Here is a 20,079-nt window from a genome sequence, read left to right as displayed (position 1 = left end):
GTCTTGTCAGTCCTTTTTCGACGGAGGGCGAGGACAGCGCCCCTGCAAGGGGCGCGGGGCTGTACGGGACATGCGGCTTTGCCGCGTGGGCGCGGTCAGCCACATACGGCCCGCAGACCGTGACCGGTCGGAACCCGGCAGGTGCGTACGGCCTAGGCGCCCCACCCCGCCTGCTGCCCGCCGACCCGCTCGGCGACGACCTTCTCCGCCCAGCCGCACGCGCGGTACGCCGCCATGGGATCCGGGGAGAGCCCCATCTCCTCACGCACCTCACGAAGCAACGGACGCACGTCCGTGTCGTACGCGTCCATCAGCACGGCGTTGGCCTCCAGCACGTCCCCCGAAGCCTGCGCGGCGGACAGCGCCTCCGCGTCGACCAGCAACGCCTTGGCCGTGGCCTCCTGCACGTTCATCACCGACCGGATGATCGCGGGGATCTTCGCCTCGATGTTGTGGCACTGGTCGAGCATGAACGCCACGTCGGAGGTGAACCCGCCCCCGCGCACCACCTCGTACATGATCCGGAACAACTGGAACGGGTCGGCGGCCCCGACCATCAGGTCGTCGTCCGCGTAGAACCGCGAGTTGAAGTCGAACCCGCCGAGCTTCCCCTCCCGCAGCAGCGTCGCCACGATGAACTCGATGTTCGTGCCCGGCGCGTGATGTCCCGTGTCCACCACGACCTGCGCCTTCTCACCCAGCTTCAGACAGTGGGCGTACGCCGTGCCCCAGTCCGGCACGTCCGTCGTGTAGAACGCCGGCTCGAAGAGCTTGTACTCCAGCAGCATCCGCTGCCCCTCACCGAGCCGCCCGTACACCTCCGCCAGCCCTTCGGCAAGCCGGTCCTGCCGGGACCGTACGTCGTCCTGCCCGGGATAGTTCGTGCCGTCGGCGAACCACAGCTTCAGGTCCCGCGACCCGGTGGCGTCCATGATGTCGACGCACTCCACCAGGTGGTCGACGGCCTTCCTGCGCACCGCCGCGTCGGGGTGGCAGATGCTGCCCAGCCTGTAGTCGTCGTCCTGGAAGGTGTTGGAGTTGATCGCGCCGATCCGTACGCCCCGGTCCTCGGCGTGCGCCGCCAGCGCGGCGTAGTCGTCGACCTTGTCCCACGGAATGTGCAGGGCGACGGTCGGGGCCACGCCGGTGAACTCGTGCACCTTCGCCGCGTCGTCCAGTTTCTCGAACGGGTCGCGCGGCACGCCCGGTTGGGCGAACACCTTGAACCGGGTGCCCGAGTTCCCGTACGCCCACGACGGAGTCTCGACTGCCTGGGTCTTGAGCGCGGCCTTCACCGCGGCGAGCTCGGTCACTTCGGCGCTCCTGTGGCATCGGGTCGCAACCCACCTTGAGTACGACCATGTGTGAAACGATTCAGAACGCGAAGTTATGAGTCGCCCGAAGGGGTGTCAACCCTTCTGCTCGAGCCGCCCCTTCGTGACTCGGTCGTGACCTTCGATTATCGAAACTTTTTCGATGCCGCCCCATTGACGTGACATGCCCTGCCTGCCTAACGTCCCGGCAACCCAGTTGAAACCTTTCACGACGCCGTGAGGGCCGTCCCGCCCGGCGTCGTCGAGGAGCCCTCATGACCCACCCGTCCGACACGGGTACGGCCCCGGTTCTGGCGCTCAGGGACGTCTCCAAGTCCTTCGGCGCGGTCCGCGCCCTGCGGGACGTCTCCCTGGAACTGTTCCCCGGCGAGGTGCACGCCCTCGCCGGCGAGAACGGTGCCGGCAAGTCGACCCTCATCAAGACGCTCGCCGGAGTGCACCGGCCGGACGCCGGCCAGGTGCTCCTCGACGGTGCGCCGGTGGTCTTCCACGGTCCCGGTGACGCCCGCGACGCGGGCATCGCCGTGATCTACCAGGAGCCGACCCTCTTCCCGGACCTGTCGATCGCCGAGAACATCTTCATGGGCCGGCAGCCCCGGCGCGCCCTCGGCCGCATCGACCACAAGGCGACCCACGCCGCCACCGCCGGCCTGATGCGGCGGCTCGGCGTCGAACTCGACCCCGACCGTCCCGCGCGCGGCCTGTCCATCGCGGACCAGCAGATCGTGGAGATCGCCAAGGCCCTCTCCTTCGACGCCCGCGTCCTGATCATGGACGAGCCGACCGCCGCCCTCACCGGCAGCGAGGTGGCCCGCCTGTTCGGCGTCGTGCGCACCCTGCGCGACCAGGGCGCCGCCGTGCTGTTCATCTCGCACCGCCTGGAGGAGATCTTCGAGATCTGCCGACGGGTCACCACCCTGCGCGACGGCGCCCGGATCGCCGCCGAGCCGCTGGACGGCATGACCGAGGACGACCTGGTCCGCCGCATGGTCGGCCGCGACCTCGACGAGCTCTACCCCAAGCAGGAGGTCCGTCCCGGCGAGGTCGCCCTCAGCGTGCGCCGGCTGACCCGGGAGGGCGTCTTCACCGACGTCTCCTTCGACGTACGGCGCGGTGAGATCGTCGGCCTCGCCGGACTGGTCGGCGCCGGACGCACCGAGGTCGCCCGCGCCGTGTTCGGCGTCGACCGGTGGGACGCCGGGGAGGTGGAGGTCGACGGCAAGCTCCTCGTCAACGGCGCCCCGTCCACGGCGATGGCCGCCGGACTCGCCCTCGTCCCCGAGGACCGGCGCGCCCAGGGCCTGGTGATGGACATGTCCATCGAACGCAACATCGGCCTCACCGGGCTGCGCACGACCGTGAAGGCCGGACTGATGGACCGTGGCGCCGAACGCAGCCGCTCCCTCGACTGGGCCGTCAGACTCCAGGTGAAGTACGCCCGCATCGCCGACACCGTCTCCACCCTCTCCGGCGGCAACCAGCAGAAGGTCGTCCTGGCCAAGTGGCTGGCCACCGGCCCCAAGGTGCTGATCGTCGACGAGCCGACCCGCGGCATCGACGTCGGCACCAAGGCCGAGGTGCACCGGCTGCTGAGCGCGCTGGCCGCCGACGGCGTGGCCGTCCTGATGATCTCCTCCGACCTGCCGGAGGTCCTCGGGATGGCCGACCGCGTCCTGGTGATGCACGAGGGCCGTCTGACCGCCGAGATCCCCCGTACCGACGCCACCGAGGAGACCGTGATGGCCGCAGCCACGGGGAGGGCCGCCGCGTGACCGCCGCCGGGAGTGCCTCCGTCGTGCCCTGGGCACGTCATGGGGAGGGCCGTCGTGTGACCGCCGCCGGGAGTGCCTCCGCCGTGACCTCCGCGCCTCACGGAGGAGGCCGCCGCACGACCGCCGGGAGTGCCTCCCTCGTGACCCCGCACGCCACCGGGAGGGCCGCCGCATGACGGTCACCGCACCCGACCAGGCCCCCGTCGCCGACGCGCCCGGGGCCGGCGCCACCCGGCTCGTCGACCGCGTCTTCAAGATGCGGGAACTGGCCATCCTGCTCGTCTTCCTGGTGATGATCGCCGTCACCCAGGCCGGGAACAGCGAGTTCCTGTCCGAGCAGGGCATCAAGGACCTGCTGCTGAACGCGACCATCCTGGTCCTGGTCGCCACCGGCCAGTCCCTGGTCGTCATCACCCGCAACGTCGACCTCTCGGTCGGCTCCACCCTCGGCATCAGCGCCTTCGCCGCCGGTACGTACCTCCAGGGCGGCGGAAACCCCGTCGTGGCCGTGTTCCTCGCGGTGCTGATGGGCGTCGGCTTCGGCCTGCTCAACGGTCTGCTGGTCAGCCTCGGTCAGGTGCCCGCGCTGGTCGTCACCCTCGGCACCCTCTACATCATCCGCGGCATCGACTCCATCTGGGTCGGCTCCCGCCAGATCACCGCGGCCGACCTGCCCGGCGGCTTCGTCGAGTTCGGCTCCGGCGGCCTGAGCGCGGTGCCGTGGCCGGCGATGATCGCCCTCGCCGTGCTCGTCGCCACCGCGTACTACCTCAAGCACTTCGGCAGCGGACGCGAGCTGTACGCGCTGGGCTCCAACCCGGAGGCCGCCCGGCTGGCCGGCATCCCGGTCCGCGGGCGCATCCTCACCGCGTACACCTTCTGCGGCGCCCTCGCCGGTCTCGCCGGAGCCCTGTACCTGGCCCGGTTCGGCAACGTCGACTCCGGCACCGGCACCGGCTACGAACTGACCGTCGTCAGCGCCGTCGTCGTGGGCGGCGTCGTCTTCACCGGCGGCTCCGGCAGCGTCTACGGCGCCGCCCTCGGCGCGCTGCTGCTGACCTCGGTCAACAGCGTGCTGCCCGCCCTCGGCGTCAGCTCCGTGTGGGTGCTGGCCATCAACGGCATCCTGCTCATCCTCGCCATCGCCGTCGACCGGATCGTCGCGCTGCGGGTGGCCACCGCCCTGAAGAAGAGGAACGCCCGCCATGGCTGACCGCTCCCTGACGCGCGCCGTCCGCCGGTCCGCCTCCTTGAGGTGGGACGGAGCCGTGGGCGCGCTCCTCGTCGTCGTCCTCCTCCTCTCCTTCGGCTTCGTCGACGGCTTCGGCAACTCCCTGAACCTGTCCTTCCTGATCGGCAACACCCTCCCCATCGCGCTCATCGCCCTCCCGATGACCCTGCTGGTCGTCTCCGGCGAGATCGACCTGTCGGTCGCCTCCACCGCGGGCCTGTCCGGCGCGGTGATGGGCGCCCTGTGGAACCAGGGCATGGCCATCGAGACGATCATCCCGGTCTGCCTGCTGCTCGGTGTCGTGTGCGGCCTGGTCAACGGCTTGCTGGTCACCCGGCTCGGCCTGCCCTCCCTCGCCGTCACCATCGGCACGATGGCCGCCTACCGGGGCATCGCCCAGATCGTGCTCGGCTCCGACGCGGTGACCGACTTCCCCTCCCCGTACCTGGACTTCGCGGCCGGACGCATCGGCGGCACCTTCGTCCCGTACGCCTTCCTGCCGTTCCTGGTGCTGCTCGCCATCGCCGTGGTCGCCCTGCACGCCACGCCGTTCGGCCGGTCGCTGTTCGCCATCGGCGCCGGCGAGGAGGCGGCGCGCTTCGCCGGCATCCGGGTCAGGCGGCAGAAGCTGATCCTGTTCACCCTGACCGGCCTGATGTCCGCCCTCACCGGCGTCTTCTGGGCCCTGCACTACGCCAGCGCCCGCTACGACAACGCCACCGGCCTCGAACTCTCCGTCGTCGCCGCGGTACTCCTCGGCGGCATCGACTTCGACGGCGGCAAGGGCACGCTCGGCGGCGCGATCGCCGGGGTGTTCCTGCTCGGGGCGTTGCAGAACGTGATGAGCCTCCAGGACGTCTCAGCCCAGTCGCAGATCGTCGTCACCGGCGTCCTGCTCGTCGTCTCCGTGCTCGGCCCCCGCGTCGCACGGCAGATCTCCGTCGCCAGGGCCGGACGCAGGGCGGCATCGGCGCCCCCGCCCAAGGCGCCCGCCCCCACCCCGTGACCGGCTCCGCCCACCCTCGTAAGGACCCCACCATGCGCAAGCCGTCGATCCGCCGCACCTGCGCGGCCCTCGCCGCCGTCACCTCCCTCGCCCTGGCCGCCACCGCCTGCGGCGGCACCACCAAGGAGGACGTCGAGAACGAGGGCGGCGCGGCCGCCACCGCGGGCAAGGCCGACCCGAACGCCGAGACCAAGAAGGGCCTGACCGTCGGCTTCCTGCCCAAGCAGGTCAACAACCCCTACTTCACCGTCGCCGACAAGGGCGGCGAGAAGGCCCTGGAGGAACTCGGCTCCACCTACAAGGAGGTCGGCCCCTCCAGCGCCACCGACACCGCCGGCCAGGTCTCCTACGTCAACACCCTCACCCAGCAGCAGGTCGACGCGATGGCCGTCTCCGCGCAGGACCCGGGCGCCCTGTGCACCGCGCTCAAGCAGGCCATGAAGAACGGCATCAAGGTCGTCACCTACGACTCCGACACCAAGCCGGAGTGCCGCAACGCCTTCATCTCCCAGGCGTCCGCCGACGACCTCGGCCGTACCGAGGTGCAGTTGCTCGCCGAGCAGATCGGCTACAAGGGCGAGATCGCGATCCTGTCCGCCGCGCAGACCGCGACGAACCAGAACGCCTGGATCGAGATCATGAAGGACGAGCTGAAGGACCCGAAGTACAAGGACATCGAGCTGGTCAAGGTGGCCTACGGGAACGACGACGCCCAGCAGTCCTTCCAGCAGACCCAGGGCCTGCTCCAGGAGCACCCGGACCTGAAGGGGATCATCTCCCCGACCACCGTCGGCATCAAGGCCGCCGCCCAGTACCTGTCCGGCTCCAAGTACAAGGGCAAGGTCAAGCTGACCGGCCTCGGCACCCCCAACGACATGCGCAAGTACGTCAAGAACGGCACCGTCGAGGCGTTCGAGCTGTGGGACCCGGCCAGGCTCGGCGAACTGGCCGCGCGCACCGCCGTCGCGCTGGCCTCCGGACAGATCACCGGCAAGGAGGGCGAGACCTTCCAGGCCGGCGCCATGGGCGAGTACACCATCGGCGAGGACGGCGTGATCAACCTCGGCAAGCCGACCGTGTTCAACGCGAAGAACATCGACCAGTTCGACTTCTAGTCAGGGAGTGGTACTTCATGCAGCGCGTCTGTTTCCTGCTCAAGGTCCGCAAGGACCGGATCGCCGATTACCGCGAGCGCCACGCGGCCGTGTGGCCGGAGATGTGCGAGGCACTCACCGCCACCGGCTGGCACAACTACTCGCTCTTCCTGCGCGACGACGGCCTGCTCGTCGGCTACCTGGAGACGGAGGACTTCGAGGCGGCCCGGGCCGGCATGGAGGCCACCGAGGTCAACGCCCGCTGGCAGGCGGAGATGGGGCCCCTCTTCGAGTCCCTCGACGGGGCCCGCCCCGACGAGGCGATGAAACCGCTCACCGAAGTGTTCCACCTCGCCTGAGACCCACCCGAGGCTCGTCCGAGAACGGAGTCCCCCTCGTGATGCGACGACGTACCTTCCTCACCGGCGCCCTCGCCGTCCCCGTGCTGACGACCGCCGGCACCGCGCGCGCTGCCACCGCCCCCGGCCCCTCGGTCACCCCCGCCGGCCGTACCACGCTCGACAGCCGGGCGATCTACTTCGTCTCGTACGACGGCCTGGTCAACAACAACTCCTTCCAGAAGAACGGACTCCTCACCCACAAGGGCCACCAGTACGCCGCCTGGTACACCGCAGACCGCAACGCCGTCGTCGCCCGCCGCGCCCTCGGGTCGGGCACCTGGCGGACCGTGAAGGTGGGCCACACCCTGCGGTACGACGACTCCCACAACGTGATCTCCATGGGCGTCTCCCGGACCGACGGGCGCCTGCACCTCACCATGGACTCCCACAGCGACGGCTTCACCTACGTCAAGTCCGTCGCCGGACTCCTCGACGACCCCGCCGGGCTGAGCTGGACCGCGGACCGCTTCGGCGCCCCGCAGTCCACGCTCGACGGGCTCACCCTCACCCCGCGGTTCACCTACCCCCAGTTCGTCGCCACCCCCGAGGGACGGCTCCAGCTGAGCTACCGTGCCGGTGTCTCCGGCAACGGCCGCAACGGGCTGGCCGAGTACGACGGCCACCGGTGGACCGCGCTGGGGGAGTGGTCGAGCTCCACCGGCACCTACCGCGGCGAGCACGGCTCCTCGGACGCCCGCAACATGTACCTGCACGGCATCGACTACGACCGCAGGGGCCGCCTGCACGCCTTCTTCACCTGGCGCGAGCAGAACAGCGCCGTGATGTGCTCCGGCGGCGGCATCACCAACCACGACACCGGCTACGTCCACTCCGACGACCGGGGCCGCACCTGGCGCAACGACGCCGGCCGGGTCGTCGGCACCACCGGCGGCACCGACAAGGTCTCCGTCACCGACCGCGGCCTGGTGGTGGACCCGCTGAACCCCGACCACTCCCTGATGAACCAGGAGAGCCAGTACACCGACTCCGCCGGCCGGCCGCACGCGATCATCTCCTACGTCCCCGGCCGCTTCGGCCGGTGCACCACCGACTACGTCGCCGACCGCACCGCGCACGGCCGCGCCTTCCACCTCCGCAAGGACACCTCCGGCACCTGGCGCAAGACCGAGATACCGGTACCGCTGAACTCCAGCCAGCGCACCCGGTTGGTCCTGGACCGGCACGACAACGCCTACGCGGTCCTCCCGTACGGCAGGATCGCCGGTGCCTCCCAGGAGTCCGGGTACACCGACTGGCGGCTCCTGTACGACGGCGCCGGACTGAACGCCTTCGGCGAGGTCCTGATCGACGAGACGCGCATCGCGCAGGACGGCGTGCTGTCGGTGATGTACCAGGAGAGGTCCCGTGGCACCACGCCCTCGGCGCTCCACGTCGCCGACTTCCGGCTGCCCGCCTGACGGACGTCCTCCCCGGGCGGCGCGGGTAATGTGAAGGTCTCCCCGCCGCCCCGCGTCCCTGGCGCACGCTTCCCAGCCCGACCCTGGAGGTCCCTGCCCGATGGCCCATTCGGTGGGTATCAAGGACGTCGCCCGCGCCGCCGGAGTATCCGTGGGCACGGTCTCCAACGTCATCAACCGCCCCGACACCGTCGCGACCGAGACCCGCGCACGCGTGCTGTCCGCGATCGACCGGCTCGGCTACGTCCGCAGCGAGTCCGCGCGCCAGCTGCGCGCGGGCCGCAGCCGGATAATGGGGCTGCTCGTCCTGGACATGGGCAACCCCTTCTTCGTCGACGTCGCCCGCGGCGCCGAGCGGGCCGCGCGCGACGCAGGGCTCGGTGTGATGGTCTGCAACAGCGCCCAGAACCCGGGGGAGGAGGCCGAGTACCTCTCCCTCTTCGCCGAGCAGCGGGTCCGGGGCGTCCTGCTGACCCCGGCCGATGCCACCGGCCGCAACATCGAGGGCTTCCGGCGCCACCACATCCCCTTCGTGCTGGTCGACCGCGTCGCCGAGGGCACCACCGAGTGCTCGGTCTCCGTCGACGACGTCGCCGGCGGCGCCCTGGCCGTGCGCCACCTGGTGGACGCCGGGCACCGCTCCATCGCCTACGTCAGCGGCCCGCCCGGCCTCAACCAGGTGCACGACCGCCGTACCGGCGCCCTGCAGGCGCTCGCCGAGGCCGGACTCGGCCCCGGCGCGCTGCGCGAACTGCCCACCGAGCGGCTCGACGTCGCCGCGGGCCGGGACGCCGGCGCCCGCCTCCTCGGCCTCGCGGACCGGCCCACCGCCGTCTTCTGCGCCAACGACCTGCTCGCCCTCGGCGTCCTGCAGGCCATGTACGCCGCCGGGGTCGGCGTTCCCGACGACCTGGCGATCGTCGGCTACGACGACATCGAGTTCGCCGCCGCCGCGGCCGTCCCGCTCACCTCCGTGCGCCAGCCCGCCGTCACCATGGGCGCCATGGCCGCCGAGCTGCTCCTGGAGGAGACGGAACTGGCGGGTTCGGACCGGGTCCACCCGCACCGGCGGGTCGTGCTCCAGCCGGAACTGGTGGTGCGGCGCTCCAGCCTCGCCGCCCGCTGACCCGTCATTCAGTACGAATTCGTGATCCCGCGGGTCGGCGGCCGCAGAACCATGTGCTGAACTGGGACACGGCCGAAAGATCCACCCGTACGATCCGTCCGTACGGTCCCTCCGTCCCGGGAGCCCCGTTGAGCGTCAGCTACCGCCAGCCCGGCGTCGTCCTCACCGACCGCCGCTTCACCGTGCCCCTCGACCACGCGAATCCCTCCGGGGAGACGATCGAGCTGTACGCGCGTGAGGTCGTCGCGAGCGACAAGGCACACCAGGACCTGCCGTGGCTGGTCTACCTCCAGGGCGGCCCGGGCTTCGGGGCGAACCGTTTCATCGGACGTCCCGCCTGGCTCGGCCGCGCCCTGAAGGAGTACCGCGTCCTCCTCCTCGACCAGCGCGGCACCGGCGCCTCCACGCCCGCCAACCGCCAGACGCTCCCGCTGCGCGGCGGCCCCGCCGAGCAGGCCGACCACCTCACCCACTTCCGTGCCGACGCCATCGTCCGCGACTGCGAGGCCATCCGACCCCGGGTCACCGGCGGCGCCCCCTGGACCGTCCTCGGCCAGAGCTTCGGCGGCTTCTGCACCGTCGCCTACCTGTCGCTCGCTCCGGAGGGCCTGAACACCGCCCTGATCACCGGGGGCCTGCCCTCCCTGGACGCCCACGCCGACGACGTCTACCGGGCCGCCTACCCCCGCATCGAGCGCAAGGTCGCCGCGCACTACGCCCGCTACCCGCAGGACGTCGAGCGCGCCCGCCGTATCGCCGACCACCTGCTCGCCCACGACGTGGTCCTGCCGAACGGCTACCGGCTCACCGTCGAGGCCTTCCAGTCGCTCGGCATCCTCCTCGGCGGCGGCGAGGGCAGCCACCGCCTGCACTTCCTCCTGGAGGACGCCTTCGTCCGCACCCCGCGGGGCCACGAGCTGTCCGACGCGTTCCAGGAGCAGGCGCAGGGCCTGCTGTCGTACGCCGGCCACCCGCTCTACGCCCTTGTCCACGAGGCCATCTACGCCCAGGACGCGCGTCCCACCGGCTGGTCGGCCGAGCGGGTCCGTGCCGAGTTCCCGCGCTTCGACGCCGCCAAGGCCCTCGCCGGCGACGAACCGCTGATGTTCACCGGTGAGTCGATCCACCCGTGGATGTTCGACTGCGACCCGGCCCTGCGCCCGCTGCGCGAGACCGCCGAGCTGCTCGCCGCCCGCACCGACTGGACCCCCCTGTACGACCCCGCCCGGCTCGCCGCCAACGAGGTGCCGGCCGCCGCGGCCGTCTACCACGACGACATGTACGTCGACACCGGCCACGCGCTGACCACCGCCCGCGCGATCCGCGGCCTGCGCACCTGGGTCACCGACGAGTTCGAGCACGACGGCGTACGGGCCGGGGGCCCGCGCGTCCTGGACCGGCTGCTCGCGCTCGCCCGCGACGAGGCCTGAACGGCGACGCTCGAAACACGCGGCGGGATGTCGGCGGCTCGCGTTAGTGTGCGGACATGACCGAGCCGACGATCACGCAGCTGGAGCCCATGCCCGGCGACTGGCGGCGCGCCCTGGCCGTCGTCGCCCACCCGGACGACCTGGAGTACGGCTGCTCGGCGGCTGTCGCGGCCTGGACCGACGAGGGCCGCGAGGTCGCCTATGTCCTCGCCACCCGGGGCGAGGCGGGCATCGACACGCTGGCGCCCGCCGAGTGCGGCCCGCTGCGGGAGCGGGAACAGCGGGCGAGCGCGGCCGTCGTCGGGGTGAGCGAGGTGGAGTTCCTCGACCACCGGGACGGCGTCATCGAGTACGGCACCGCCCTGCGCCGCGACATCGCCGCCGCGATCCGCCGGCACCGGCCCGAGCTGGTCGTCACGCTCAACCACCGGGACACCTGGGGCGGCGTCGCCTGGAACACCCCGGACCACGTTGCCGTCGGCCGCGCCACGCTCGACGCGGCGGGCGACGCGGGCAACCGGTGGATCTTCCCGGAGCTGACCGAGCGGGGCCTCGAACCCTGGGACGGCGTGCGCTGGGTCGCCGTCGCCGGTTCCGCCTCGCCCACGCACGCCGTGGACGCCACACCGGGGCTGGAGCGTGCCGTCCGCTCCCTGCTCGCCCACCGCACGTACATCGAGGGGCTGACCGACGAGGACCCGGAGACGTATGTGCGCGGATTCCTCGTCGGGTTCGCCGAGGCCGCCGGGGAGCGGTTCGGCGGGAAACCGGCGGTGACCTTCGAAGTCTTCGGGCGGTAGCGACATGGCGGGGGAGCGGGACGTGCAGGGGCGGCAGCGTCTGGCGGAGCGGTTCGAGGAGCACCGCGGGCAGCTCGAGGCGGTGGCCTACCGCATGCTCGGCTCGCTCGCCGAGGCGGAGGACGCCGTGCAGGAGGCCTGGCTGCGGCTCGATCGCTCCGGCGGGGACGGCATCGACAACCTGGGCGCCTGGCTGACCACGGTGACCGGCCGGATCTGCCTGGACCTGCTGCGCTCACGCACCGCGCGCCGCGAGGAACCGATGACCGAGGGCTTCGACACCTTCGTGCCGGATCCCGTGGTGCGGGCCCTGCCGCAGGCCGACCCCGAGCAGGAGGTGCTGCACACCGACTCGGTGGGCATCGCGTTGCTCGTGGTACTGGAGACCCTGGAGCCGGCCGAGCGGCTGGCGTTCGTCCTGCACGACATGTTCGCCGTGCCCTTCGACGACATCGCGCGGGTCGTCGAGCGCAGCCCGGCAGCCACCCGGCAACTGGCCAGCCGGGCCCGGCGCCGGGTGCGCGACGCCACCCCCGCCGCCGAACCCGACCTCGGCCGGCAGCGCCGGGCGGTCGAGGCCTTTCTGGCCGCGAGCCGCGCCGGCGACTTCGAGGCGCTGGTGTCCGTCCTCCACCCGGACGTGGTGCTGCGAGCCGACGCGGGCGCGGCGGCGAGCGGCGTGGCGGCGTCGAAGGTGGTGCGGGGGGCGCGGACGGTCGCCACCGGGGCGTTCCACTTCCGTCATCTTGCCGGGCTCGCCCGCGTCGTGCTGGTCAACGGCGCGGTCGGCACCGTCGCCGTGTCCGGGGGACGCCCGCAGTCCGTCACCTACGTCACCGTCGCCGACGGACTCATCACCGGCCTGTACATCCTGTCCGACCCCGAGCGTCTGGCCCGCCTGGACCTTTCCGCACTGGAGGCCTGACCGGCGACCACCGCTGCGGCATCCACGCGCGGCTGCGGGGCTGCGGACCCGCGCGGCCCGCAGCCCCGCAGCCGCGCCGCGGACCTGACCTGCGGGACCCTGAGGCGATGTCCTCGGAGTCGAAGCGGTCCGGGTCGAACCGCTCGGCGTCCGGCCCCCCACACCTCCGGGTCGCGGTGCAGTGGCTGCCGGATCCCGAGCCGGGCCGGGAGCAGGCGCGCGACCCGTGCGCACGGACCCTGCTGGGCGCCCTCGCGCCGTGAAGCACCCCCGTTGCACTCCGGAACGCGCGCACAAGCCGCTGAAATGCGCCCCCGGGCGCGCTGAAAGGTCTCGCAAAGAATCACGCGTCCCGGTTGGCGCACACCTCGATCTCCTATAAGTTAGGTGAGCCTTACCTAATGAATTGCCCACCGAATTGACGACGGAGGTTGGGGATGGGCGACAGCCACACCTGGACGGCCGCGCCTGCCGCGGCGGAGCAGGCCCGCTCCGTACTCGCCGCCGCCTGGTCCTGCGCGGTGACCGCGGAAGGCGGCCGCGAGGAGTTCGTCGGCGCGCACACCGTGTCCGACGACGGACGGGTGCTCCTGCACGTGCCCGAGGACAGCGCCCTGCTCGCGGCGGCGATCTGCGCGCCACGCGGAGAGCCGACCGCCGTGCTGGAGTTCGCCGACGTGGCGCCCGTCCCGGTGCGGGGCCGGATCAGGGCCCGGCTCTGGCTCGCGGGCCGGTTCGCCCCGGAGGACGGCCACGTGGCGTTCACGCCCACGCGTGTGGTGCTGCGGCAGCCCTCCGGTGCGGTTGTGGTCGGCCTCGAGGAGTTCGCCTCCGCCGGACCCGATCCGCTGGCCCTGGCCGAGGCCCGGCTGCTGACCCACCTCGCCGACTGCCACGGCGACGCGGTGGAACGGCTGACCCGGCTCGTCGACGCCGACAGTCTGCACGGCGCGGTCCGGGTGCGGCCGCTCGCCGTCGACCGGCACGGACTGACGCTGCGCATCGAGCGTGCCGGCGCCCACGGCGACGTACGACTGCCCTTCCACGCGCCCGCCGACGACATCGCGCAGCTCACGGAGCGAATGCACGTGCTCCTGGCGCAGGCGGGCGCCGCCTCCCGCCCCCGGGCCCTGCAACGGCAGCGCACGGACGGCGACGGCTGACACGAAGGCTGAGGCGAAGGGCTCTTCCCGCCGTCCGATGTCCGCCGTCGCCGGCCAACCGGGCCCCCGTGCCTACCAGTCCCCGTCCTCCACCGGTGCGCCCGGTGCGTCCTTGAGCGGCCGGACCTGCTGCTGTGCGGGCGTCTGCCACGGCTCGTGGTCGTCCCCGATCCAGTCCCCGACCGGCTTGACGCCCTGGAGCGGACCGGTGGGCGGGAGGTCGAGGGCGTCCTGGTCGTAGTAGTCGTACCAGGGCAGGCCGGCCTGCGTGTACGCGGCCCGGTCCACGGGGGACGGCGGTGGCGTCTCGCCGGTGATGCGCCGCCACTCCGGCGGCGTGACCAGGTGCACGAAGACCCGGCCCGCGGGCCGCTCGGCCCAGTCCGTCAGTGGCCTTTCGTCGCGGTAGACCTCCTGACGCATGGACCCTCCGACACCGAGTCCCATCGCCGGCGCGGACCGGGCCCGGGCCACGCCGGAGCGGGCCGGGGCCGAGCCCGGGGCGGCCGGGGCCGACATCGGCATCGCGGCCCCGAAGGCGCCGCCCGACCGGGCGGCCCTGCGTGCCGCTTCGGCCCGGCGCCGCTCCTCCTCGCGCCAGCGGGCCAGCTCCGCCTCGCCCAGCGGGAAGGCCTGCAACTGGACGCCGCCCCAGACCTCCTCGCCGGTGACCTGGCCCTCGACGGTCGCCCCCATGCCGAGCGGCACCGCCACGAACTGGCGGACCGTGCCCGTCCCGGAGTTGATGCCGTCCAGCCAGGGCTGACGGGGGAGCACCACGTAGTTCTGCGGATCTCGGGTCAGCCGGTCGCTCCAGGGCCTGCCCGAGACCGCGCACACCTTGCCCACCCCGACCTGGAGCGCCGCGGGCTCCTTCGTGCCGGCGAAACTCAGCCACATGGCCTCGCGCAGGTAGACCGGCAGCATGACGCCGCCGCGCGCCCGCCAGGCCTCGGGCACGGTGCCGGCGTAGTCGGAGACCCGGCGGACGGGGAACTCGCCGAGCCCCGGCGGCAGCGGGTGGGTGCCCGTCTCGGGCAGCCGCAGGGTGCGGATGAAGCGCACCGCCGCACCGCCCGGCAGCAGCAGCCTGTTCCCGTCGATCCGCACGCTCGTGTCGCTCATCCGTACGCCTCCTCTTCCCGTCTTCCGGTGCGGGGATCTGCCGGTCGCCCCACACCGCTCCTCACGTGGAACGACGTCCGGCGGCGCTGCGGTTCCGCTTCCGGAGCAGGGACCGTACCCGGTCCCGGAGTCGGGTCAGCCGCGGCATGCGTTCGCGCAGCTCGCGCGTGTGGTGGTCCAGTTCCTCCAGGAGCCGGCGAGAGCGGTGCTCGGTGTCCAGCTCGTCGATGATGCGGTTGACCTCGGTCAGTACCGCGCCGTGCAACTGCCAGTGCAGGGGGCTGCGCTGCACCTCCGTCAGGAGCAGCCGGGCCAGCCTGTCCCGGGTGACCGCGGCCTGCCGCAGCTCGGTGGAGAGGCGTTCCTCGGCGGACTCGGCGTTCTCGCTGACGCTGGTGGTGACCAGGACCGCGAAGCTGACCACGGCGTCGGCGATCTCGGACAGCAGCTGCTGGACGGTGGCCCCCGTCTCCGGCGGGAACAGGGGCTCCGGTTCGCGTTCCTTCGCGAGGTCGGTGAAGGTGCGCGCGAGGACCCGCATCACCACCGTGCAGATCTCCAGGGTGTCCAGACCGGTGCGCAGCACGACCCGGTGGAGCAGTCCCTCGCGTACCCGGGGATTGAGCCGCAGGCTGTCCTCGGCCTGGCGGAGGTCCTCGTCCACCTCGCCGATGTCGTGGTCGAGGCGGCGTGCCTCGTGCAGTCGGGCCGCCGCCTCGTGGAACGGCGTGCTGTCGGCGGCCTCCTCACCCATGCGCAGCATCAGCTGCCGCACCCGCCGGGCCAGCCCCTCGATGGACTCGCCGGCCTGCTCCACCCACACCGGAGGGGCGAGGATCAGGTTGAAGGTCAGCCCGACGATCGCCCCGATCAGGGTCTCCACCACCCGGGCCCATGCCAGGCTGCCGTGCGAGGTCACACCGAGCACCAGCATCGCGCTGATCGCCACCTCGGCCACGAACTCGTGCGCCCGCACGAGGTGCCCCACGCCCAGCGCCGCCACGATCACCAGGGCCAGACTCCACCAGCTCAGCCCGACCAGCTGGCTGAAGGCGATGGCGACCAGGACGCCGGCCACCACGGCGTTCACGCGGCGGAAGCTCATCTTGAGCGTGGCGTACAGGGTGACCTGGACGACCAGCAGCGCGGTGAGCGGCGCGGTCAGTGGCGCCGCCGACTTGTCGGGGGTCAGCCGCACCGCGATGACATAGGCGATCGAGGCAGCGGCGGCGGATCGCAGCGCCTGCACCACCATGGGGTCCCTGAGCCACTTCACCCGCCGCAGAGCCGCCGCCGCACTCTCACGTACATCCCGCATCCTCGGGCTGTTCCCTTCCCCGGGCGCCTCGAACGTATCCGGACAGGACGGTAGCCGGACAAAGGGGGCAGGAGTGGTTCTCACGCGCCGTACGCCGGCGGCCATCCGTGAACGTCAGGCGGTCACCTTGGCGAGGAAGGCGGACAGGTTCCCCAGGGTCCGGGTGATCTGTTCCTCCAGGCTGAGGCTCTCCTCGAAGCGGGCGCCGCCCTCCGGTACCTTCTTGCCCCGCAGGTACAGGGGGCAGGCGAGGTCGGTGCACATGTACAGGCCGACCGAATTGCCCTCGCGGCCGGCCGGGCCGGCCTTGCGTGCGGTCATCAGCGCCACCCCGCCCCGGGGATGGGTGGTCAGGCACAGCGCGCACATGCTGCGCTGGAAGAAGCCGCGCTGAGCCTGCTGGAACCGCAGGGCCACTCCGACGAGGCGCTCGCCGTGGTCGGTGACCAGGTAGCTGCGGTCGGGCGCCCCGGGGTCCCGCCAGCCCAGGAAGTCGAGATCGTCCCAGGGGCGCTCGCCGAGATCGCGGGGGACGGCCAGGCGCTTGGCCTCGCCCTTCGAGCAGTTGATGAAGGAGCCGCGGATGTCCTGCTCGGTGAGTGCTCTCATGGGAGGAAACTCCACTTGCGTATCGATGTTCGACAGTGCTGAACCTAGGGTCCCTAGGTTTTCACCTAGCGTAGATAGGCGTGGGGAGGCGGTGCCAGTGGATTTCGGCGAGCGCGCGTTTCCCGGCGGGAACCACGCCGCGATCCGGCCGCCGGCCGGCTTCTCCGCACCCGGTGGCCGACGCCCCGAACCGGTCTCCGAGGACCCGGTTCCCAGGTGGCGCACGGCTCGAGGAGCGGGCGCCGCACGGAGGTTTCGCCGGTCACCGCGGAGGTACCCGAAGTCGCCCGGACGACCAGGAGGACCGCGGAAAGGGAGTGCGCCGTGACCGACCACCGCCTCGAAGGACCGGGCGAGAACGGTGCCCCCGTTCCGCGGGACATGCCCGACCAGCAGGCCGGCACCGGCGACGACCCGTGGGAGGCCGCGGCGCCCACGCGCGAGCAGCTCGAACAGGGCCAGCGTCCCGAGGGCGACCAGGGCGACGAAGCCGACGACGGCGCCGGTGACGACAGGGCGGAACCGTCGACCGGGCCCGCCGCCGACGTGCCCGACACGGACGAAGCGGGGACGGGCCGGCAGGGCGCACCGCACTCGGCCGCGGTACATCCGGAGCATCCGGTGCCCGACGAGTCCTCCGGCTGACGTTGTGTGACGGGCTGAGGCGGCTGACGGGCTGAGTCTGACGGGCTGTGAGTGCTGACGCGGACGGCCCGAACGGCCCGGCCCGTCCGGCTCGGGCCATTCGGATGACGGGGCCCGCGCTTCAGCCGACCTTGCGCCCGCGCAGCGGTTCCGTAGCCGCGCCCGCACCCTGCTGGAGGCCCCGCAGGAACTCCTCCAGCACCTCCGTGGCCGTATGCTCCGGACGCCAGCCCAGTTCGGCCCGCGCCCGCGTACAGTCCATGAGCGGCAGCCGGAGCACCGCGTCGAACAGGTGCGGGGAGGCGGGCAGCAGACGCAGTCCCCACGCGGCGGCGATCGCCGAGCGGGCCGCGGTGCGGGGCAGCCGCACCGGTCGCACGCCGATCATGTCGCCGAGCAGCCCGGCGTCGACCGGCGGCTCGGCCGCGAGGTTGAACGGACCCCGGGCGTCCTCGGAGCGTGCCGCCAGCCGGTACGCGTTCGCCCCGTCGTCGGTGTGCAGGGCCTGGACCCGCAGGCCGGGAACGTCCGGCAGGAAGGGCAGGAGCTCCGGACGCGCCATCGGACCCGGCAGGAACCTGCCGCCGAAGATCCGGCGCTGCTCGCTCGCCGACTCCCGCTTGAAGAGGAAGGCCGGCCGCATCCGGACCACCCGGATTCCCGGGTGGTCCCGCTCGAAGGTGTCCAGGGCGCGCTCCAGATAGGCCTTCTCCCGGCAGTACGCGGCGTCCGGCCAGCCGTGCGTCGGCCAGGACTCGTCCACCGCGCGGTCCTTCGGTCCCGGCGAGTACGCGCCGACCGACGAGGCGTGCACCAGTGCCGGCACCCCGGTGGCGGCCACCGCCTCGAAGACCCGGATGGAGCCGAGTACGTTCGTGCGCCAGGTCGTCGCCGGGTCGTGCGTCGGCTGGAACGCCCAGGCCAGATGCACCACGGCGTCGGCACCGGCGAAGTGCCCGGTCAGGTCGGCCTGCTCCGAGGCCAGATCGACCGCGGCCCACTCCGTCTTCGGGGGCGACCACGGGGGGATCCGCCGGGCCAGCCCCAGCACCGACGCGACCCCCGGATCCTCCGACAGGAGCCGCACCACGCTGGTGCCCACGTTGCCGGTGGCACCCGTGACCACGATCCTGCTGCCCGTTGCGCTGCTCACCTTGCGCTCCTCTCGGCCGCCTGCCGTACGGAGGTCACCGGGTACCCGCCCCGCAGGGCAGGCACGCAAGGAGAAGCCCCGACCGTGACGGGGGAATCACGATCGGGGCGGTACGAGGTGGATACGGACGGCGGTCGCCTCTCGGCGAAGGGCTCCACAGGGCTTCAGCCGAACGATCGTCCCTGTGGGCAATAGGTGAGGCCCGGGGACACTGTCCCGTCCGTACCCACGCCCTCTTCAACGGGGAAGGCCCTGCCGGTGTTCCATCCGTGTGTCATGTTTTGGGGTGATGTGTGTCACTGCTGCCGGGGCTCGGGCACGACCTCGGCCCACAGGTTCTCGGCCTGCAGCAGCAGTGTGCCGAGGACCGCCGTCCGCGCGGCTTCCTGCCCGGCGTGCTCCCGCAGCCCCTCCTGCAACCGCCGGTGCAGTTCCTCCATCGTCGCCTCGGTCTCCTCCGTCGCCTCCTGCGGGCGGGACGGGGCGGTTTCGCCGAGCAGACGGCCGGACTCGGTGTGACAGGAGTCGCCGATCAGCTTCAACAGCCGCGCGTACAGGTCCAGCACCGGGCCCTCGGGCGGGGCGGGCGTCCGGTGCTCGTCGGCCGCCACCGCCAGTGTCCGGGTCAGCGCCGTGATGTTGCCGGTGACGTGACTCCACCGCTGGTCCTCGTCCTCGGGCGGGACGGGGGTGGGCGCGCGGTGCAGCTTGCGCAGGGGGCCGGAGGTGAGGCGCAGGCTCTCCCGGCTCCAGGCCCGGGCCGACTCCAGGGCCTCCAGCCGACGCTGCAGCCGCGCGGCGCCGCTCGTCCAGCCGGCCGCGGTCTGCGCGTCCCACTCGGTCTCCCGCAGATCGGCCGCGACGGAGTGCAGGACGTCGCCCGCCTCCCGGGCCAGCGCCGCGAGGTTCTCGCTGACGTCCCTCAGGTGGATCGGTGGCAGTACGAAGGCGTTGACCGCGACGCCGATGACCGCGCCGAGCGCCGCCTGTCCCACCCGGTGCCCGACCGCGGAGGCGGACACCGCCGTGCCGGAGGCCAGGACGAACACCGCGGTGGTGGCCGTGTAGATGCCCTGCTGCCCGAAGCGCGACCAGTTCGCGATCAGCATCAGCAGCGGCAGGGACAGCGCCAGCGCCGCGGTGATGTCGTTGGTGATCGCCTGCGCCGCCGACGCCATCAGCGCCCCGGCGCAGATCGCCGTGAACTGCTGCCCGGCCTGCCGCACCGAGCTGTAGACCGTGGCCTGTACGAGGACCAGCGCGACCCAGGGGGCCATCAGCGCCATCGGATCGTTCAGCCAGACGCCCGCCACGGCCCAGGCGATCAGCGCCGCGCCCGCGGCCTTCAACGACTGCACGACCAGGTCGCGTTCCCGCCCCGGCCCCTGCCAGGCGGCCCGGACGGAGCGCCCGACGGCACACGCCTCCCGCCACACCGCGGTCACCGGCCGCCGTCCCCGGAGCACCTCCCGGACCGTACTCGTCACAGCGGTCATACGGCGCCGGGTATCCGCGTGACGGGCCGGCCT

The 20,079-nt window shown here is 72.3% G+C and carries 19 protein-coding genes; 13 read left to right on the top strand and 6 right to left on the bottom strand.

The window, feature by feature from the left end:
* Positions 1–152 precede the first annotated feature (152 nt).
* The gene (gene rhaI, locus ACP4IX_RS32840) at positions 153–1,313 is read right to left on the bottom strand and encodes an L-rhamnose isomerase (protein WP_426519177.1); all 1,161 of its coding nucleotides are present in this window, start codon (positions 1,311–1,313) and stop codon (positions 153–155) included.
* Positions 1,314–1,588: 275 nt separating this feature from the next.
* Between rhaI and ACP4IX_RS32835 the strand changes: the two genes are divergently transcribed.
* From ACP4IX_RS32835 to ACP4IX_RS32780, 12 genes are all read left to right on the top strand, one after another.
* A complete protein-coding gene (locus ACP4IX_RS32835; RefSeq protein WP_426519175.1) occupies positions 1,589–3,106 on the top strand; it encodes a sugar ABC transporter ATP-binding protein in 1,518 nt (505 codons plus the stop codon).
* Between the two features lie 172 nt (positions 3,107–3,278).
* A complete protein-coding gene (locus ACP4IX_RS32830; RefSeq protein ID WP_426519173.1) occupies positions 3,279–4,319 on the top strand; it encodes an ABC transporter permease in 1,041 nt (346 codons plus the stop codon).
* On the top strand, positions 4,312–5,343 hold the full coding sequence (locus ACP4IX_RS32825; protein WP_426519171.1) for an ABC transporter permease: 1,032 nt from the start codon (positions 4,312–4,314) through the stop codon (positions 5,341–5,343). Before ACP4IX_RS32830 ends, ACP4IX_RS32825 begins: the two co-directional genes overlap by 8 nt.
* 32 nt (positions 5,344–5,375) lie before the next feature.
* A complete protein-coding gene (gene rhaS / locus ACP4IX_RS32820) occupies positions 5,376–6,458 on the top strand; it encodes a rhamnose ABC transporter substrate-binding protein (protein WP_426558153.1) in 1,083 nt (360 codons plus the stop codon).
* Between the two features lie 17 nt (positions 6,459–6,475).
* On the top strand, positions 6,476–6,796 hold the full coding sequence (locus tag ACP4IX_RS32815) for an L-rhamnose mutarotase (RefSeq protein ID WP_426519167.1): 321 nt from the start codon (positions 6,476–6,478) through the stop codon (positions 6,794–6,796).
* A gap of 41 nt (positions 6,797–6,837) precedes the next feature.
* Positions 6,838–8,256, top strand: a complete 1,419-nt coding sequence (locus tag ACP4IX_RS32810) for a BNR repeat-containing protein (protein ID WP_426558151.1) — start codon at positions 6,838–6,840, stop codon at positions 8,254–8,256.
* A gap of 100 nt (positions 8,257–8,356) precedes the next feature.
* Positions 8,357–9,382: a LacI family DNA-binding transcriptional regulator gene (locus ACP4IX_RS32805; protein WP_426519163.1), complete on the top strand. Its 1,026-nt coding sequence runs from the start codon at positions 8,357–8,359 to the stop codon at positions 9,380–9,382.
* Positions 9,383–9,510: 128 nt separating this feature from the next.
* Complete coding sequence (locus ACP4IX_RS32800) at positions 9,511–10,812, top strand: alpha/beta fold hydrolase (RefSeq protein WP_426519161.1); 1,302 nt, start codon at positions 9,511–9,513, stop codon at positions 10,810–10,812.
* 56 nt (positions 10,813–10,868) lie between these two features.
* A complete protein-coding gene (locus tag ACP4IX_RS32795; protein ID WP_426519159.1) occupies positions 10,869–11,612 on the top strand; it encodes a PIG-L deacetylase family protein in 744 nt (247 codons plus the stop codon).
* A 4-nt stretch (positions 11,613–11,616) separates the two neighbouring features.
* Positions 11,617–12,537: an RNA polymerase sigma factor SigJ gene (gene sigJ, locus ACP4IX_RS32790; RefSeq protein WP_426519157.1), complete on the top strand. Its 921-nt coding sequence runs from the start codon at positions 11,617–11,619 to the stop codon at positions 12,535–12,537.
* Positions 12,538–12,644: 107 nt separating this feature from the next.
* A complete protein-coding gene (locus tag ACP4IX_RS32785; RefSeq protein ID WP_426558149.1) occupies positions 12,645–12,800 on the top strand; it encodes a hypothetical protein in 156 nt (51 codons plus the stop codon).
* Between the two features lie 174 nt (positions 12,801–12,974).
* Entirely contained in the window at positions 12,975–13,700 is a 726-nt protein-coding gene (locus ACP4IX_RS32780) for a DUF2470 domain-containing protein (RefSeq protein WP_426519153.1), read from the top strand.
* A 72-nt stretch (positions 13,701–13,772) separates the two neighbouring features.
* Here the strand turns inward: ACP4IX_RS32780 and ACP4IX_RS32775 are convergent, their stop codons facing one another.
* The 3 genes from ACP4IX_RS32775 to ACP4IX_RS32765 all read right to left on the bottom strand — a co-directional run bounded on the left by ACP4IX_RS32775 (position 13,773) and on the right by ACP4IX_RS32765 (position 16,752).
* A complete protein-coding gene (locus tag ACP4IX_RS32775; RefSeq protein ID WP_426519151.1) occupies positions 13,773–14,825 on the bottom strand; it encodes a hypothetical protein in 1,053 nt (350 codons plus the stop codon).
* A 61-nt stretch (positions 14,826–14,886) separates the two neighbouring features.
* Positions 14,887–16,143 (bottom strand): FUSC family protein, encoded by a 1,257-nt coding sequence (locus tag ACP4IX_RS32770; protein ID WP_426519149.1) that lies wholly within the window; start codon positions 16,141–16,143, stop codon positions 14,887–14,889.
* A 114-nt stretch (positions 16,144–16,257) separates the two neighbouring features.
* On the bottom strand, positions 16,258–16,752 hold the full coding sequence (locus tag ACP4IX_RS32765) for an FBP domain-containing protein (protein ID WP_426519147.1): 495 nt from the start codon (positions 16,750–16,752) through the stop codon (positions 16,258–16,260).
* 324 nt (positions 16,753–17,076) lie between these two features.
* Between ACP4IX_RS32765 and ACP4IX_RS32760 the strand changes: the two genes are divergently transcribed.
* Positions 17,077–17,397 carry a hypothetical protein gene (locus tag ACP4IX_RS32760; protein WP_426519145.1) on the top strand — a complete coding sequence of 107 codons (321 nt, stop codon included), beginning with the start codon at positions 17,077–17,079 and terminating at the stop codon, positions 17,395–17,397.
* A 121-nt stretch (positions 17,398–17,518) separates the two neighbouring features.
* Here the strand turns inward: ACP4IX_RS32760 and ACP4IX_RS32755 are convergent, their stop codons facing one another.
* Both ACP4IX_RS32755 and ACP4IX_RS32750 read right to left on the bottom strand, forming a co-directional pair.
* The gene (locus ACP4IX_RS32755; RefSeq protein WP_426558147.1) at positions 17,519–18,550 is read right to left on the bottom strand and encodes an SDR family oxidoreductase; all 1,032 of its coding nucleotides are present in this window, start codon (positions 18,548–18,550) and stop codon (positions 17,519–17,521) included.
* Between the two features lie 296 nt (positions 18,551–18,846).
* Positions 18,847–20,046 carry an FUSC family protein gene (locus ACP4IX_RS32750; protein ID WP_426519141.1) on the bottom strand — a complete coding sequence of 400 codons (1,200 nt, stop codon included), beginning with the start codon at positions 20,044–20,046 and terminating at the stop codon, positions 18,847–18,849.
* Positions 20,047–20,079: the final 33 nt, after the last annotated feature.

It is taken from the genome of Streptomyces sp. WG5 (assembly GCF_049974565.1).
Lineage (GTDB): Bacteria > Actinomycetota > Actinomycetes > Streptomycetales > Streptomycetaceae > Streptomyces.
Note: the sequence above shows the minus strand (reverse complement) of the source record. Positions and strands in the feature narration are given on the sequence as shown.

Coding starts and splice junctions, on each gene's coding strand:
- ACP4IX_RS32775 (WP_426519151.1), bottom strand. CDS start 14,825: ATGAGCGACACGAGCGTGCGGATCGACGGGAACAGGCTGCTGCTGCCG.
- ACP4IX_RS32815 (WP_426519167.1), top strand. CDS start 6,476: ATGCAGCGCGTCTGTTTCCTGCTCAAGGTCCGCAAGGACCGGATCGCC.
- rhaS (WP_426558153.1), top strand. CDS start 5,376: ATGCGCAAGCCGTCGATCCGCCGCACCTGCGCGGCCCTCGCCGCCGTC.
- ACP4IX_RS32765 (WP_426519147.1), bottom strand. CDS start 16,752: ATGAGAGCACTCACCGAGCAGGACATCCGCGGCTCCTTCATCAACTGC.
- ACP4IX_RS32825 (WP_426519171.1), top strand. CDS start 4,312: ATGGCTGACCGCTCCCTGACGCGCGCCGTCCGCCGGTCCGCCTCCTTG.
- ACP4IX_RS32770 (WP_426519149.1), bottom strand. CDS start 16,143: ATGCGGGATGTACGTGAGAGTGCGGCGGCGGCTCTGCGGCGGGTGAAG.
- ACP4IX_RS32805 (WP_426519163.1), top strand. CDS start 8,357: ATGGCCCATTCGGTGGGTATCAAGGACGTCGCCCGCGCCGCCGGAGTA.
- ACP4IX_RS32830 (WP_426519173.1), top strand. CDS start 3,279: ATGACGGTCACCGCACCCGACCAGGCCCCCGTCGCCGACGCGCCCGGG.
- ACP4IX_RS32750 (WP_426519141.1), bottom strand. CDS start 20,046: ATGACCGCTGTGACGAGTACGGTCCGGGAGGTGCTCCGGGGACGGCGG.
- ACP4IX_RS32785 (WP_426558149.1), top strand. CDS start 12,645: ATGTCCTCGGAGTCGAAGCGGTCCGGGTCGAACCGCTCGGCGTCCGGC.
- ACP4IX_RS32795 (WP_426519159.1), top strand. CDS start 10,869: ATGACCGAGCCGACGATCACGCAGCTGGAGCCCATGCCCGGCGACTGG.
- ACP4IX_RS32835 (WP_426519175.1), top strand. CDS start 1,589: ATGACCCACCCGTCCGACACGGGTACGGCCCCGGTTCTGGCGCTCAGG.
- ACP4IX_RS32780 (WP_426519153.1), top strand. CDS start 12,975: ATGGGCGACAGCCACACCTGGACGGCCGCGCCTGCCGCGGCGGAGCAG.
- ACP4IX_RS32810 (WP_426558151.1), top strand. CDS start 6,838: ATGCGACGACGTACCTTCCTCACCGGCGCCCTCGCCGTCCCCGTGCTG.
- sigJ (WP_426519157.1), top strand. CDS start 11,617: ATGGCGGGGGAGCGGGACGTGCAGGGGCGGCAGCGTCTGGCGGAGCGG.